Raw genomic sequence first — 16,137 nt, forward strand, 5'->3', positions numbered from 1 at the left:
CACGGACACGGCGCGGAAGACGGGGCGCGGCCATGCTGTTTTTGGCGGTGAAGAACCTGGTCCAGGAAAAGACCCGGCTGCTGATCAGCGTCGGCGGGGTCGCCTTCAGCGTGCTGCTGATCATGAGTATCCAGGGCCTGTACCAGGGCTGGAGCAACAAGATCGGTGAATACATCAGGACCGTGCCGGCCGACTACTGGATCAGCCAGACCGGAGCGACGGACATGTTCCACACCCCCTCCGTGCTGCCGTTGACTGTCCGGGACTACCTGAGCGGTGTTCCCGGAGTTGCCAGCGCCAAACCCTTCAGCGGACGCAGGGTCGCCTTCGACCACAACGGCAAGGACATCAACCTCTACGTCATCGCCGACGACACGGAGAACGGTGTCGGAGCACCCGCACGGGTGGTTCAAGGCAAAGCCGTCCCCGACCGTGGCGAGATCATCATCGACGCGGTGGTCGGACGCAGTGAAAACATCCGGATCGGAGACACCATCCCGGTCGCGGGCAGGACGCTGAAAGTCGCCGGCTACTCCGAGGGCGGGTACATCCTCAGCTTCTCCTTCGCGTTCGCCACTAAGGAGGATGCCGAAAGTATCCTCCAGCTTCCCGGCGCCACCAACTTCTTCCTCGTCACGGTCCAGAACGGCGCCGACGCGGCGCAGGTAGCATCCAGGATCGAAGCCAACCCCGCCGTTGACGCCATCACCAAGGACCGGTTCGTGGAGAACAACACGAACATTGTCCGGGACACCTTCCTGCCCATCATCCTGGTCCTGCTGCTGATCGGGATCGCCGTGGGCATGACCGTCATCGGCCTGACCATCTTCACCTCCACCATCGAAAAAGCCCGCGAATACGGGGTGCTGAAAGCCATCGGAGTCAGCAACCGCCAGCTCTACACCGTCGTGGTGGAGCAGGCCGTCACCGCGGCGGTGCTCGGATACCTCACCGGCGCCGGCCTGGCTTTGGTGATCAGTGCCGCCGCGGGACAGTACGTTCCGGAGTTCATCACGGAAATCCGCTGGTTTGATGCGGGGTGGATTTTCGCCGTTACCGTGGCCATGGCCGTGGTGTCCTCGTTGTTGCCGGTCCGGCGGCTGGCCCACATCGACCCGGCCGAGGTGTTCAGGGCATGAACGTCGTCTCCGTCCAGGACGTCTCAAAGACCTTTGGCGCCGGCCATACCGCGGTGTTGGCCGTGGACCATGTCTCCCTTGAGGTTGATGCCGGGGACATCGTGCTCGTGATGGGCCCCTCCGGGTCCGGGAAGACAACCCTGCTGTCCATGATCGGCACCCTGATGTCACCCACGGCCGGCCGGGTCCTGGTTTCCGGGCAGGACACTTCGGTCCTTTCACCGGCGCAGCTGTCCAGGCTGCGGCTGCAGGAATTCGGATTCGTCTTCCAGACCTTCAACCTGCTCTCGGCCCTGACGGCCGAAGAAAACGTCATGATGCCGTTGCTCACTGCAGGTGTTCCCCGAAGGCAGGCACGGGCCAAAGCCCGGGAATCGCTGGAGAAACTCCAGCTTGGACACCGGCTTCGGAACCTGCCGAAGGACCTCTCGGGCGGGGAGAAACAGCGCGTCGCGATCGCCCGGTCCCTGGCCAACGACCCGCGCCTGATCCTCGCCGACGAACCAACAGCGAACCTCGATGCCAGGACCGGGCTGGACGTGACCCTGCTGTTGTGCGAAACCGCGTGCCGGGAAAGCCGGGCCGTCATCATCGTCAGCCACGACCAGCGACTCCGGACTGCTGCGAAACGCATCATCACCATCGAGGACGGCCGGCTCACCACCGAGGAGGGCGGGGAACACAACCTGCACTGCCGCGTCCATGCCGGAGCGGGACTGCCATGAAAATGACGGATGACGAACTGCGTGCAGCACTTGCCGACCCGGCCGAGGACCCCGCCCGGATGGCACGGATAGCGGCCGAGATCGGCGACGGTTTCGGTCTGCTCTCGGGCCGGCTCGGCAAGGCGGTGACCGTCTTCGGGTCCGCGCGTCCGGGCCCGGACGATCCGCGCTATCAGGCAGCACAGGCCTTGGGCGCACGCCTCGCCAGCGCCGGTTTCGCGGTCATCACCGGCGGAGGGCCCGGGCTGATGGAAGCGGCCAACCGCGGCGCCCTTGAGGCCGGAGGCACCTCTGTTGGGCTGGGCATCGAACTCCCGCGCGAACAGTCACTGAACCCCTACCTTGACGTGTCCATGTCCTTCCGGTATTTCTTCGCCCGGAAACTCATGTTCATCCGCTACGCCTCTGCATTCATCGTCCTGCCCGGCGGTTTCGGCACCCTCGATGAACTCTTTGAAGCCCTCACCCTCGTCCAGACCGGAAAAATCCACGAATTCCCCGTCGTCCTGATCGGCACCAGCCACTGGTCAGGGCTCGTGGACTGGATCCGTGACCATCTCCAGGACCAGGGCTTCGTCGCCGGCGATGACATCCGGCTCCTACGGGTCACCGACGACATTGACGAAGCCATCGAACTGATCCAGCACTGCCACCTGCGCCAGCTCGCCCTTTGAACACGGCGGAGAAGTAAGTCCGCCAACCACACGGGGGCCAGGAGCCTCCCGCGGCTGCAATGATGCTCTGGATCATCGGCGTATGGGGTGTGTACTTTTTGCCTTCCGGCCGGGCCTGGAGGATGCTTCGGCGTTCTCCCGTGCCCTGCACGGGGTGGTCCCGCCTGGATGACCTGATGGCGAAGACAGTGCTTGTGCCCGTTATCGGTGTGGCAGTGTCCCTGTTCCTTCCGCGGCAGGAACGTTCCCCGCGGGCACCGGCCGACCCCGGTCCGGTCCTGGTCCCGCTATGGCTTGTTCTTTGCCACCCGGACGGCAGGACGGTCCAAGGCAAGGTGCGTCAGGGCAAGGTGACTAAAGACTCTGCCGGCAGGAGCCGGAAGGGACAACAGTGATCTGAAGGGAACACGTAGGTTCGGCGGCGGGGAAGGAAAAGGCGATGATGTATTGGGACGGAAACATGGGCGGCTGGGGTTACGTCCTGATGGTGCTGAGCTTTGTCCTGTTCTGGGGCGCCGTCATCACCGCCCTCGTCCTGCTGGCCCGCTCGACCGGAGCGGGCAGCCGCCGCTACGAGAGCGGAGCGCCGGGCGCCCCCGGCACAGGGCCCGCCGAGCACATGCTCGCCGAACGCTTCGCCCGCGGCGAGATCGACGAGACCGAATACATGGCCCGCCTCACCGTGCTCCGCCGCAAGGCATGAAGCCGGGTACGAATCTTTCCCCCAAACCCTTGACCTATACCCCCAGGGGGTATAGGTTGTGGGTAACCGGAAAACGACGTCAGGGGCAAAGCCCTCACGCAGTGAAGGTCTGGCAACGGGGCTCCCGAGCCCTAGTTGCTTTCCTCAGACACGCCTGCGAAAGGACGATCATGTCAGCCCATCCGAAGCCTGCCCCTGCAGGGCCAGCCATACCGGGATTGAAAAATGCCATCGTGGAGGTTCGAGGTCTGCACTGGGCGACCTCCAAGGGCATCGTCGAGCATGTGCTGCTGCAGCGGCCCGGGGTCGTCACCGTCGACGCCAACGCCGTCGCCCAGACCGCGACCGTCAGTTTTGATCCGTCGGTGACCTCGCTGGAACAGATCACGGGGTGGGTGCGCGACTGCGGCTACCACTGCAGGGGCGAATCCGTGCCCGACCACATCTGCTCACCCATGGACATGTCGCATGAGGCCCCCGGGTCGGGCACCTCCACTCGGACTCACGCTGGACATGCCCACGACGAGGGTGACCGCCCCATGCAGCACATTCACCACCCTGAGGGCCAAGACTTGCACCACGGCCATGCCCCCGCGCCACCGGCCGGGCATCAGGACCACGCCCACCGGCCCGGGGACGACCATCCAGGCCACGCAGGCCATGCCGTGGACGGTCATGACGGACCGGCGCGGGCGGCGCAGGATGTCATGGGCCACGGCGGACATCACGCCGGAATGTCGATGGATGACATGGTCAAGGACATGCGCAACCGGTTCCTGGTCGCCGCGGCCCTGTCCGTTGGGGTGACCCTGTGGTCCCCGATGGGCCGGGACATGTTCGGCTTCACCGTCCCCACGCCGTTCGGGCTCCGCGACGACGTGATGGCGCTTATCCTGTCCCTGCCCGTGATCTTCTACTCGGCCTGGATTTTCTTCGACGGCGCCTACCGGGCATTGCGTGCCCGCACCCTGGACATGATGGTCCTGGTCGCGATCGCTGTCGGCACCGGGTGGCTGTACAGCGTCTGGATTACCCTCACCGGCGGCGGCGAGGTCTTCTACGAAGCCGCCACCGTCCTGGCTTCCTTCGTGCTCCTGGGGCATTGGTTCGAAATGCGGGCGCGGGGCGGGGCGAACGAAGCCATCCGCACCCTGCTTGAACTCGCCCCGCCGGTGGCCCTGGTCATCCGCAACGGGGAGACAGTGGAAGTCCCCACCTCCGAAGTGCAGACCGGGGACCTGCTGCTGATCAGACCCGGGTCCAAGATCCCGGTGGACGGCCAGGTGGAGGACGGCCAGTCCGAGGTCGATGAGTCGATGGTGACCGGCGAAAGCCTGCCGGTGACCAAGACCGTCGGCTCTGAGGTGATCGGGGCGTCGATTAACACCACCGGCACGATGCGGGTGCGGGCAACCAAAGTCGGCGCGGATACGGCCCTGGCCCAGATCGTGGCCCTGGTCCAGGAAGCCCAGAATTCCAAGGCACCGGGCCAGCGCCTGGCGGACCGGGCGGCGTTCTGGTTGGTCTTTGTTGCCCTGGTCGGCGGAACCGTTACGTTCGCCGCCTGGCTCGCCCTCGGCGCCGGGATCCAGGCGGCCATGCTGTTTGCCATCACCGTTGTCGTTATCACCTGCCCCGACGCGCTGGGCCTGGCTACCCCGACGGCGATCATGGTCGGCACCGGGCTCGGCGCAAAACGCGGGGTCCTGTTCAAGAACGCCACCGCCCTGGAAGTCTCTGCCCGGATCGACACTGTCGTCATGGACAAAACCGGTACGTTGACCAAGGGTGAACCCGAAGTTACCGATGTCGTCGTTGAAGGGATCGAGGAGGCCGAACTGTTGGCGCTGGTCGCCGCCGTCGAGCAGGAATCCGAGCACCCCCTCGCCGCGGCCGTCGTCCGCCACGCCCGCGAAAAAGGCGCGCCCGCGCTGACTGCCTCGGACTTCCTGAACGTTCCCGGCCACGGCGCCGGCGCCACGGTGGACGGGCGCCGTGTACTGGTGGGGAACCGCAAACTCATGGCCGATGAAGGCATCGACCTGGGCCCGCTCGCCACGGTACGCGATGACCTGGCCGCGACCGGCCGCACCGCGGTACTCGTCGCCGTCGACGGGAAGGCCTCCGCGGTGATCGCGATGGCCGACGCCGCCAGGGAAACCGCCGCTCCCGCCGTGGCCGCCCTGCACGAAGCAGGCATCGAAGTCGTCATGCTCACCGGAGACAACGAGGCAACCGCCAAGAGAATCGCAGGGCAGTTGGGTATCGACACCGTCATCGCCGAGGTGCTCCCCGGGGACAAGTCGGCCAAGGTCGCCCAGCTGCAGCAAATGGGGAAGAAAGTCGCGATGGTCGGTGACGGCGTCAACGACGCTCCGGCCCTGGCCCAGGCCGACCTGGGCATCGCCATCGGCGCCGGCACCGACGTGGCCATCGAAACAGCGGACCTGGTCCTGATGCGCTCGGACCCCCTCGATGTGCCCATTGCCCTGCGGATCGGTAAAGGCACGCTGCGGAAAATGCGTCAGAACCTGGGCTGGGCCGTGGGCTACAACACCATCGCGCTGCCCATCGCAGCGGGGGTCTTCGCCTTCGCCGGGATCAAGCTCAGCCCCGAAATCGCTGCCCTGTCGATGTCCGGCTCCAGCTTCCTGGTCGCCGTCAACGCCCTGCTGCTCAAACGGCTCCGGCTGCCCCGCCCGGAAACACCCGAAGCCACCACCGCCCGCACCTCCCAGCCACTCACCCCGGCCGGGAACCGCTAAGAGACGGCCGTGGATCTGCGCCTTATCTCCCGTGTGCTGTTCCTGCGGGCCGCGTGGCGGAAGCGTGACCGTTGGGATCCGGCCAGGATCGCAGCCCATCAGGACCAGGCGCTCAAAGAGTTGCGCCATGCGGCCTACGCCGGCTCGGAGTTCTACCGCCGGCACCATGCGGGCCTGCATGACGCTCCTCTGGACCAGCTGCCACCAGTGACCAAAGCGGATTTGATGGAGCATTTCGACGAGGCCATCACCACACCCGGCCTGGCGCTGGCGGATCTTGAGAACCATTTGCAGTCCCTGACCCAAACCGGTGGTGACCCGGGAAGGCCGTGGAAGGGCCGGTGGTGGGTGGCGGCGACGGCAGGGACCACGGGCCGGCGCGGAACATTCGTCTGGAACCGCGCCGAATGGGCGACAGTGCTGGCTTCCTACGCCCGCGCCAACGACTGGGCCGGGATCTCAGCCGGACCCACCCGGCCGCTGAAAGTAGGCCTGGTCAGTTCCCGCGTGCCCAGCCACCAGTCCGCCGTCGTCGGCGCGTCGCTGCGCTCCAGGCTCGTCCCCACCCTCCGCCTCGATGTCACAGCCTCCATGGATGAAAACGTCGCCGCACTGAACCGGTTCCAGCCCCGGATCCTGGTTGGTTACGCCTCAGCGCTCAAACCCCTCGCGGCCGAACAGCGGGCCGGGCGGCTGCACATCGCACCCCAGGGCGTCATGTCAGCCTCCGAAGTGCTCACGCCGAACACGGCCGCGGAGCTTGAAGCGGCCTGGGGGATTGCCCCTTCGACGTCTACGCCGCCACCGAAACCGCCGGCATCGCCTCCCCGTGCATCCAGCGAAACCGGCACGTGTACGAAGACCTTCTAATCATCGAACCCGTGGACCAGGACGGAAACCCCGTACCGCCGCACACGACCGGGGCCAGACTCCTGGTCACCGTCCTGTTCTCGCGCACCCTGCCGCTGATCAGGTACGAGATGTCAGACACCGTAAAACTGGGCGGTAGGGGATGCCCCTGCGGACGCACCTTTACCCTGATGGAAGACATCGAAGGCCGAATCGAAGACATCCTGCAGCTGCCCGGCAGGACAGGCGCCGTCACCGTGCACCCGATCATGTTCCACCACGTCCTGGACCAGGCCGCCATCGCAGGCTGGCAGGTTATTCAGGAACCCTCCGGGCTGCGGGTACTCGTCGCAGGTCTTACACCGGGAAATTCGCTGGAAGGGATCCGGGCCGGAGTGGCCGCGGCACTCTCTAAGGCAGGTGTTGTGCAGACCCGAGTGGACATGCATCTGGTGGATCGACTCGAAAGGACGGCACTGGGCAAAGCACCGTTCGTCCGCAGGATGCAAGGTCCGCCATGACCCGGGCCGTGCGGCCTTCGCTGTCCTCCGCCCAGCGGGGAGTGCCCCTGCAGTTGTCACCGTCCTTGTGCTCCTGGTCCGGCATACCCATCCGGGTGAGGGACCGGCCGCTCTGCGGTCACGTGATGTCATCTTCCACGCCAGAAATCCGAACGGAAGACGCGGCAGGACTCACTACAACAGAGGACCCGAAACGCAATGACACACGAGAACGCAACACTGCGGGCTCACAACAACCTGCGAAGGAAATGCCTGGCAGCGGTCCCCGGATGCCACTTGGGCCCCTGCGTCTCCTCCTCGTCCGAAGCCTCTGCGTCCTTGCCGGCGTCTTAGCCGGCCGGTACTTCGCCGGAGGCCCAGTGCTCGCGACCGCTGGCGCCACTGTATTGGCCACGGCGCTCTCATACCGGGTGGAGAACCCCTGGTTCTCGCCGTTGTCCTGACTGGTCTGCGTCGCCGGCGCTGTTTGGACCACAGTTACCGCGGGCTACTGGTGGTCGATCAGTTCGGCTGCCAATGCCTCGTCGGGGCCGCCAGAGTCCGCCGCTGTGCTTTTCTATTTCGGCGTCGCCGCGCTCATCATCTTGAGCAGCGGCGGTCTGGCAGCGGTAGTAATGAGGATGATCAGACGCAGTCGCATGTCCTGACTTACGGTAGTTTCCGCCGAACATGGGGATCATGCTGGAGTGTCATGTGTCGATCCTCGTACCGATACGATATGGGCTTGGGAGCGCCTGCCGTACGGTTACGGGATCAGGATTCCAACGTCACAAGGCGTTGAAGCCCCGGCCTCGCAGCCTGTTCCGTGATGTCGGAACGTCCGGGGCGAAGCACGGGCATGTTCCTAGATCCTTGAGAGCGGGAGGGCAAAGATGCAGGTTTGGCCGGGAGCCGCCTATCCATTGGGCGCAACTTTTGACGGAAGAGGCACCAACTTTGCCCTGTTTACCGAATCCGCAACGGCGGTGACTTTATGCCTTGTGGAGGACTCCGGCGTCGAGGTTCGCGTGCCGCTGACCGAGGTGGACGGATACATCTGGCACGGCTACTTGCCCGGGATAGGTCCGGGCCAGCGCTACGGATACCGCGTCGAGGGTCCCTATGAGCCCGCCGCCGGTCACCGCTTCAACGCCAACAAGTTCCTGCTCGATCCATATGCCAAGGCGATCGAAGGAACTATTGACTGGGATCAGGCTCTTTTTTCCTACAATCTGGAGGACCCGCGGCGCCGTAATGACGCGGATTCCCGCCCCGGAATGATGTCCGCAGTGGTCATCGACCCTGCGTTCGACTGGCAGGACGACCGGCGGCCCAAAACGCCGTACCACGACACCGTGATTTACGAAGCCCATGTCAAAGGGCTGACCGTGCTACACCCCGACGTCCCTGCACAGCTCCGTGGAACATACGCGGGCGTCGGGCACCCCTCAATCATTGCCCACCTTAAAAAACTCGGGGTCACGGCCATCGAACTGATGCCGGTCCAGCAGTTCATCCACGACAGCCAGCTCCGGGAGCGGGGGCTGATCAATTACTGGGGATACAACACCATCGGGTTCTTCGCCCCGCACAATGCCTACGCATCCGAACCTGACGCCGTCAGTGCGGTCACGGAATTCAAGACAATGGTCCGGACCTTCCACGAGGCGGGGATTGAAGTCATCCTGGACGTCGTTTACAACCACACCGGGGAGGGGAACCATCTCGGACCCACCATTTCCTTCCGGGGCATCGACAATGCCTCATACTATCGGCTCGACGAGTCCCGGCCGGAGTTCTATGTGGACTACACGGGAACCGGAAATTCGCTCAATGTCCGCACACCCCATGTACTTCAGCTCATCATGGACTCCCTGCGGTACTGGGTGACGGAGATGCACGTCGACGGCTTCCGCTTTGATCTTGCAGCTGCCCTGGCCCGCCAATTCTACGATGTGGACAGGCTCTCGGGTTTCTTTGATCTGGTCCAGCAGGACCCCATCGTCTCGCAGGTCAAACTCATCGCCGAGCCTTGGGATCTGGGACCCGGCGGATACCAGGTGGGTAATTTCCCGCCCAACTGGAGCGAATGGAACGGCAGATACAGGGACACGATCCGGGACTTCTGGCGCGGCGAACCGTCCACCTTAGGTGAGTTCGCGTCCCGGCTGACCGGGTCATCAGATCTATACGGGCATTCCGGCCGCCGGCCCATGGCCTCGATCAATTTCGTCACCGCCCACGACGGCTTCACGCTGGCTGACGTCGTGGCATACAATCGTAAACACAATGAGGCCAATGGAGAGAACAACACGGACGGCGAAGACAACAACAGGTCCTGGAACGGCGGAGCCGAAGGAGCCACGGAGGACCCGGCCATCCTGCGGCTCCGGGCCAGGCGGCAGCGCAGCCTCCTCGCCACTCTGCTACTGTCCCAAGGAATACCCATGATTCTGCATGGCGATGAACTGGGGCGGACCCAGCATGGCAACAACAATGCCTATGCCCAGGATTCGGAATTGAGCTGGATCAACTGGGAAAGTGCGGACCAAGAACTTCTGGACTTTGCCGTGGCAGTCAACCGGCTGCGTGCCGCCCATCCCACGTTTCACCGCCGCCGGTTTTTCAGCGGACAGCCCGTCCTGCAACCGGATGGAGGCCAGGTGCCCGACATTGTCTGGCTGAAGCCCGATGGCACGCCGATGAAACCTGCGGACTGGACCCATGGGACTGAGCTGGCGCTGGGAATGTACCTGAACGGCAGCGGCATCCGCTGCTCCAGTCTCACCGGCAGCCAAATGACCGACTCAGATTTCATCCTCTATTTCAATGCTGATGCCAAGCCGAGGAAATTCACTTTGCCGCCCGCCCTGTACGCCCTCCAATGGGAACTGGTTATCGACACCTCCCTGGAGGTGAAGGGAACGGGCCTGATCCCCGGAGCGGTCCTCGAGGTTCCTCCACACACTGTCCTCGTTCTCCGGGAACCGGGCACGGTGGTGCATGCCGAAGATCACGACGATGTCCCGGGGTCGTTTGTTACAAGGATTTGAAGTTCCCCGCACTCGGCTCGATATGATCACTGCAGAGGGTGGAACCAACTAGCATGATCCGCGATTAACACGGGGGTGGGGAAACGTGCGTCATTCCATGCAATGGCACCATGATTTTTCCAAGCTGGCCACAATCACCGCGGTCCTTTCGTTTCTCCTCGCCATAACGGGAATACTGGACCTGCCGATGACGTCTGCTCAAGAAACCGGACCGGGCGCTTCATCGCACAGCATCGCGTTGTCCGACCTGGAAGACTCTGAGTTTGTGGACATCGGGCTGGCCCTTTCCGCTGACACCGCTGTGGTTGTCGACAATGACCGGGTGGGACAACGCGTCCCGTCCCGTAATGGACACTGCCCCATGAACCTGGGCGTGTCTGTAGCGTGCCCTGATGTGCTTTCGCCTGCCGCCCTTGCCGCATCAGTCCCGGGATCTCCCGGCAGCACCACGGCCGCCGATACGGCAGCACAGCCAGCCGGGGCGCTGCCCGAGGTTCCCGGGGCACCCCTGCACCCTGTGTCGCTCATCCGGCTGTCCATCAGCCGCGTATAGGAGACCCCTGCCCTCCGCCGGAGTCTGAGCCGGGGGCATCGACTGCCCGCCGCTGCGTCCGGGCGCGGGTTTGTACCCGGGCGACGCACTGGACTGTCGTAGCGGGGCGAACCTCATTTCCAAGAACGGACGCTATCGCTGCAGCCCTCCGCATGCGAGGCACGAGAGCGGCGGGCGGACACACATCTTCAACCAATGAGTCCCGAGAGGAATTTCTGTCATGAGTATTACGACACAAACCGCGGTCATGGAGGTGCGAGGTGTCCACTGGGCCTCGTCCAAGAGCATCGCCGAAGCCACGCTCTCCCGCCGGCCGGGCGTGCTCAGCGTCGAAGCGAATCCGGTCTCGCAGACCGCGAACGTCACGTTCGACCCAGACAAGACCTCCATCGCCGAGCTGGCCAGCTGGGTGCGGAAATGCGGCTACCACTGCGCTGGGCTCTCCGTCCCGGACCACATCTGCGATCCAATGGCGGGCGTCAGCCCGGCCCCGTCGAAGGATCAGGGCCATGCTCACGATGACCACACCGCCATGTCCCACGCCGGTCATCCCGGGCACGGCCCGATAGCCGCTAAGGAACCCCAGGCCCATGCCGGGCACGCCGGGCCTGTCACCAGGAATCCGCAGGAGGTCGTGGGTCATGGCGGCGGACACGGCGGCATGTCGATGGCCTCGATGGTGCGTGACATGCGCAAGCGGTTCGTTGTGGCAGCCACACTCTCGGTGCCGATCACCCTCTGGTCACCGATCGGCAGGGACGTCTTCGGGTTCACGGTCCCGGCCCCCTTCGGGTTGCGGGACGACGTCTTTGCCTTGGTTCTGTCCTTGCCGGTCATCTTCTATGCCGGCTGGATCTTCTTCGACGGCGCCTACCGGGCGTTGCGTGCCCGGACACTGGACATGATGGTCCTCGTCGCTGTCGGCGTGGGGGCGGGCTGGCTTTACAGCCTGGTCATCACCGTGACCGGCGGCGGGGACGTCTTCTACGAGGCTGCCACTGTTCTGGCCAGCTTCGTCCTGCTGGGGCACTGGTTTGAAATGCGGGCGCGGGGCGGGGCCAACGACGCCATCCGGACGCTGCTGGAACTGGCGCCGGCAAAGGCGCTGGTGATCCGGAACGGGGAACCGGTGGAAGTTCCCACCTCCGATGTCGTGCCCGGGGACCTGCTGCTGGTCCGCCCGGGGTCAAAGATTCCCACGGACGGGACCGTTGAAGACGGCGAATCCGATATTGATGAGTCCATGGTCACCGGCGAAAGTCTTCCTGTTGCCAAGGCCGTTGGCTCTAAAATCATCGGCGCCACCGTCAACACGACCGGAACCCTGAGGGTTCGCGCCACCAGGGTCGGCGCGGACACCGCCCTGGCGCAGATCGTCGCGCTGGTCCAGGAAGCCCAGAACTCCAAGGCTCCGGGGCAGCGGCTCGCCGACCGGGCAGCCTTCTGGCTCGTCTTTGTCGCACTCATCGGCGGAAGTGCCACCTTCGCCGTCTGGCTGCTGACCGGCGCAAGCTTCCAGACGGCGCTGCTCTTTGCCATTACCGTGGTGGTCGTCACATGCCCCGACGCGCTGGGCCTGGCCACCCCCACAGCGATCATGGTGGGCACCGGTCTGGGGGCCAAGCGGGGCATTCTGTTCAAGAATGCCACGGCCCTGGAAACGGCTGCCCGTATCGAAGCCGTTGTCATGGACAAGACCGGCACCCTGACCCAGGGCAAGCCGGAAGTCACCGACTTCATCGCGGTCGGCATTGACGAGGATGAACTGCTGGCTCTCGTGGCCGCCGTGGAACGGGAATCCGAGCATCCCCTCGCCGGCGCCGTCGTCAACTATGCGAAGGGCAGGGGCGTGCCCACACTGGATGCCACGGAGTTCCGCAATGTTCCCGGCCACGGCGCCGGAGCGACGGTCCGGGGACGCCAGGTGTTCGTGGGCAACCGCAAGCTTATGGCCGCCCAGGGCATTGACATCGGCCCTGTGGCCGACCAACGCCAGGAACTGGCGTCAACCGGGCGAACGGCGGTCCTCGTCGCGGTGGACGGCCGCGCGGCAGGGGTCATCGCCCTTGCCGACGCAGTCCGCACCACGGCAGCTGCGGCCGTCGCAGCGATGCACGAAGCCGGCATCGAAGTCATCATGCTCACCGGGGACAATGAGGCAACCGCCCAGCGCATCGCCTCGCAACTGAACATCGACACGGTCATCGCCGAAGTGCTGCCCGGGGACAAGACAGCAAAGATCGCAGAACTCCAGGCCGCGGGCAAGCGGGTAGCCATGGTCGGGGACGGCGTCAACGATGCCCCGGCCCTGGCACAGGCAGACCTGGGCATCGCGATCGGGGCGGGAACGGATGTGGCGATCGAAACCGCCGACGTGGTCCTGATGCGCTCTGATCCGCTGGATGTTCCCGTCGCCCTGCGCATCGGCAAGGGAACGCTGCGCAAGATGCGGCAGAACCTGGGCTGGGCCATCGGTTACAACGTCATCGCCCTGCCCATCGCTGCCGGCGTCTTCTTCGCCTCACTGGGCATCAGGCTCAGTCCGGAGATCGCTGCGATCTCGATGTCCGGCTCCAGCGTCATTGTCGCCGTGAACGCCTTGCTGCTCAAGCGCCTGCGCCTGCCGGAGCAGGGAGAGGCCACCGGCAGCACGATAAAGACAGAACCTGCCCCGGAGCCAAGCGGCGTCCGCTAAAGCCGGCCCTGCGCCCGTACCCGTTACTCCCACAGACAGACAGGACCTGCCATGACAGACCATCAGCAGCTGCAAACCCTCGTACCCGTTCTCAGCCCGGACCAGCTGGACCGCATTCATGCCTGGTGGCGGGCGGCGAACTATCTGTCCGTGGGACAGATCTACCTGATGGACAACCCGCTGCTGCGCGAACCGCTGCGCCCGGAGCACATCAAGCCACGGCTGCTGGGCCATTGGGGCACCACCCCGGGCCTGAATTTCATTTACGCCCACCTGAACCGGGCCATCATGGACCGGGATCTGGACATGATCTACATCATGGGACCCGGGCACGGCGGGCCCGGCCCGGTCGCCTCAGCATGGCTTGAAGGTACCTACAGCGAGACGTACCCGGATATTTCCCGTGACCTCCCCGGGATGAAGCGGCTGTTCCGCCAGTTCTCCTTTCCCGGCGGCATCCCCAGCCACGTGGCACCGGAGACGCCGGGGTCCATCCACGAGGGCGGGGAGCTCGGATATGCGCTCTCGCACGCCTACGGCGCAGCGTTCGATAACCCGGACCTCATCGTGGCGGCTGTCATCGGTGACGGGGAAGCAGAGACGGGCCCGCTGGCCGCGAGCTGGCACTCCAACAAGTTCGTGAACCCCGGCCGGGACGGCACCGTCCTGCCGATCCTGCACCTGAACGGCTACAAAATCGCCAACCCCACCGTCCTGGACCGAATCAGCCGTGAGGAACTGGAATCACTGCTGCGCGGATACGGCCACACACCATATTATGTGGAAGGCTCCGACCCGGAACAGATGCACCAGGACTTCGCCCGGACCCTGGATGCCTGCCTGGACGAGATCCTTGAAATTAAGCGCCGCGCCCGGGAGGAGGGCCGCACCGAACGGCCCCGCTGGCCCATGATCGTCCTGCGCTCTCCCAAGGGCTGGACGGGACCGGCCGAAGTGGACGGACTGAAGGTCGAAGGGAGCTGGCGTTCGCACCAGGTGCCCTTCACCCAGGCCCGCGAAAACGACAGCCACCGCGCCGTGCTGGAGCAGTGGCTGCGCAGCTACCGCCCGGAGGAACTTTTCGACGAGGCCGGAACCCCCATACCGGCGATCGCCACGCTGCACCCTGCGGGGCAGCGGCGCCTCAGCGCAAATCCGCACGCCAACGGCGGGCTGTTGCTGCGGGACCTGCGGATCCCCGACTTCACCGATTATGCGGTGCCCGTGGACAGCCCCGGCACCGGGGCTGTGGAATCCACCAGGGTCCTGGGAACATTCCTGCGGGACATCGTGGCCGCGAACATGGACAACTTCCGGGTTTTCGCGCCCGACGAGAACAACTCCAACAGGCTCGGGGCAATCTTCGATGCCACCGACCGGTCCTGGAACGCCCGCACCGTTCCGGAGGACGACCACCTCGCCCGCGACGGGCGGGTCATGGAAATCCTCTCCGAACACACCTGTCAGGGCTGGCTGGAAGGTTACCTGCTCTCGGGCCGGCACGGATTCTTTTCCTGCTACGAGGCCTTCATCCACATCGTCGACTCGATGTTCAACCAGCACGCCAAATGGCTGACCACGACAAATGACATCCCGTGGCGCCGCCCCGTCGCGTCCTTGAACTACCTGCTGACATCCCACGTGTGGCGCCAGGACAACAACGGGTTCTCCCATCAGGACCCCGGATTCATCGACCATGTCATCAACAAGAAGACCGACGTCATCCGCGTGTACCTGCCGCCGGACGCCAACACCCTCCTGTCCGTGGCCGATCACTGCCTGCGCAGCCGTCAGTACGTCAACGTCATCGTCGCAGGCAAGCAGCCGCAACTGCAGTACCTGGACATGCAGCAGGCGATCGTGCACTGCACCAAAGGCATCGGCATCTGGGACTGGGCCAGTTCGGACGCGGACGGGGAACCCGACGTGGTCATGGGCTGCGCCGGTGACGTGCCCACCATGGAGACCCTCGCCGCCGTCGACATCCTCAAAGAACGGTTCCCGGATCTGAAGATCCGGGTGGTCAACGTTGTTGACCTCATGCGCCTGCAGGACGACACGGAACACCCCCACGGCCTGTCCGGGCGGGACTTCGACGCCCTGTTCACCACCGACAAACCGGTGATCTTCGCCTACCACGGCTACCCGTGGCTGATCCACCGGCTCACGTACCGCCGGACGAACCACGGCAACATCCATGTCCGCGGCTACAAGGAGGAAGGCACCACCACGACCCCGTTCGATATGTGCGTGCTCAACCAGCTAGACCGGTTCAACCTGGCCATCGACGTCATCGACCGGGTGCCCAGGCTGAAGGACGTTTCGGGGCATGTGCGCGAGGGGCTCAAGAACAAGCTCATCGAGCACCGGCAGTACATCCGCGCCCATGGCGAAGACATGCCGGAAATCCGGAACTGGGAGTGGACGCCCGCACCGGGCCCCGCCACCAACCCGGCCGATGAAGCAGCGGAACCGGAGTAG

At 64.7% G+C, this 16,137-nt stretch carries 11 protein-coding genes; all 11 read left to right on the forward strand.

The features are described from left to right. Positions 1–32: 32 nt before the first annotated feature. The 11 genes from LFT44_RS08670 (at position 33) to LFT44_RS08720 (ending at position 16,137) form a co-directional block, all read left to right on the forward strand. The gene (locus LFT44_RS08670; RefSeq protein ID WP_236802250.1) at positions 33–1,139 is read left to right on the forward strand and encodes an ABC transporter permease; all 1,107 of its coding nucleotides are present in this window, start codon (positions 33–35) and stop codon (positions 1,137–1,139) included. Continuing rightward, positions 1,136–1,864, forward strand: coding sequence for an ABC transporter ATP-binding protein (locus LFT44_RS08675; protein ID WP_236802252.1), 729 nt, complete (start codon positions 1,136–1,138; stop codon positions 1,862–1,864). Before LFT44_RS08670 ends, LFT44_RS08675 begins: the two co-directional genes overlap by 4 nt. Next, positions 1,861–2,538, forward strand: a complete 678-nt coding sequence (locus LFT44_RS08680) for a TIGR00730 family Rossman fold protein (protein WP_236802254.1) — start codon at positions 1,861–1,863, stop codon at positions 2,536–2,538. Before LFT44_RS08675 ends, LFT44_RS08680 begins: the two co-directional genes overlap by 4 nt. Positions 2,539–2,977: 439 nt before the next feature. Beyond that, complete coding sequence (locus LFT44_RS08685) at positions 2,978–3,241, forward strand: SHOCT domain-containing protein (protein WP_236802256.1); 264 nt, start codon at positions 2,978–2,980, stop codon at positions 3,239–3,241. 233 nt (positions 3,242–3,474) lie between these two features. Next, complete coding sequence (locus LFT44_RS08690; RefSeq protein ID WP_236802258.1) at positions 3,475–6,006, forward strand: heavy metal translocating P-type ATPase; 2,532 nt, start codon at positions 3,475–3,477, stop codon at positions 6,004–6,006. Between the two features lie 9 nt (positions 6,007–6,015). Further along, entirely contained in the window at positions 6,016–6,876 is an 861-nt protein-coding gene (locus LFT44_RS08695; protein WP_236802260.1) for a hypothetical protein, read from the forward strand. Further along, complete coding sequence (locus LFT44_RS08700; protein ID WP_236802262.1) at positions 6,858–7,376, forward strand: hypothetical protein; 519 nt, start codon at positions 6,858–6,860, stop codon at positions 7,374–7,376. The genes LFT44_RS08695 and LFT44_RS08700 overlap by 19 nt, the downstream gene beginning before the upstream one ends. A gap of 872 nt (positions 7,377–8,248) precedes the next feature. Further along, positions 8,249–10,408 carry a glycogen debranching protein GlgX gene (glgX, locus tag LFT44_RS08705; RefSeq protein ID WP_236802264.1) on the forward strand — a complete coding sequence of 720 codons (2,160 nt, stop codon included), beginning with the start codon at positions 8,249–8,251 and terminating at the stop codon, positions 10,406–10,408. 187 nt (positions 10,409–10,595) lie between these two features. After that, positions 10,596–10,961, forward strand: a complete 366-nt coding sequence (locus LFT44_RS08710; protein ID WP_236802266.1) for a hypothetical protein — start codon at positions 10,596–10,598, stop codon at positions 10,959–10,961. A 220-nt stretch (positions 10,962–11,181) separates the two neighbouring features. Further along, positions 11,182–13,656 carry a heavy metal translocating P-type ATPase gene (locus LFT44_RS08715; protein ID WP_236802268.1) on the forward strand — a complete coding sequence of 825 codons (2,475 nt, stop codon included), beginning with the start codon at positions 11,182–11,184 and terminating at the stop codon, positions 13,654–13,656. A 51-nt stretch (positions 13,657–13,707) separates the two neighbouring features. Next, positions 13,708–16,137 (forward strand): phosphoketolase family protein, encoded by a 2,430-nt coding sequence (locus LFT44_RS08720; RefSeq protein ID WP_236802269.1) that lies wholly within the window; start codon positions 13,708–13,710, stop codon positions 16,135–16,137.

Origin of the sequence: Arthrobacter sp. FW306-05-C, assembly GCF_021801725.1 — a bacterium.
Classification (GTDB): domain Bacteria; phylum Actinomycetota; class Actinomycetes; order Actinomycetales; family Micrococcaceae; genus Arthrobacter.